The organism is Rathayibacter sp. AY1B5 (genome assembly GCF_002932795.1).
In the GTDB taxonomy this organism is placed as follows: domain Bacteria; phylum Actinomycetota; class Actinomycetes; order Actinomycetales; family Microbacteriaceae; genus Rathayibacter.
In genome coordinates, this window is record NZ_PSWM01000060.1 from 1 (window position 1) to 505 (window position 505).

The following is a 505-nucleotide window of genomic DNA, read 5'->3' on the forward strand; positions in this document are numbered from 1 at the left end:
CGGGCCGTCGGGGCTGAGTCGTCCGGACAGGGGCGGCTGGGGGAGCGCATGCGATCAGCGTGCGGCCGGTGTCAGGAAGCCCAGTACCCTCCGGAACCTCCGAGCACGACCTTCCCCTGTCGGACCGCATCGTCGATGGACGCCGCGACGAGACCGCGGATGTTGTCGGTCATTCGGAGGATGCCGAGATAGGTCATCGTCGCCCTGACCAGGGCGTAGTGATCGATCCCGGGGGTCGCCCGGGCGCACCGCGACACGGCGTTCGCGGCCTCGAAGGGGTCGATGTGCTCGTAGATCCGGTCGACTCCGAGGTAGGCACTCGTCCGAGCGCCGTCGTAGTCGTCGGGTCCGAGATCAGCGGGCCAGAGGAACCCCGGATCCGCTGGGCGCCGGAAGTGATCGGGGAAGCAGTCGACGATGCTCTCGACCCGGGCTCCGCTGACCTTGCTCAGGTCGAAGGCCCCGGCGATCAGCTTGGCCGCGCGCGTCTCGTGGATGGGCCCCT

Annotated in this window: 1 protein-coding gene; it reads right to left on the reverse strand. The window is 69.3% G+C overall.

The window, feature by feature from the left end; all coding sequences use genetic code 11:
* Positions 1 to 71 precede the first annotated feature (71 nt).
* The coding region (locus C5D44_RS18230; RefSeq protein ID WP_181118551.1) for a hypothetical protein at positions 72 to 505 on the reverse strand (434 nt) is incomplete at its 5' end.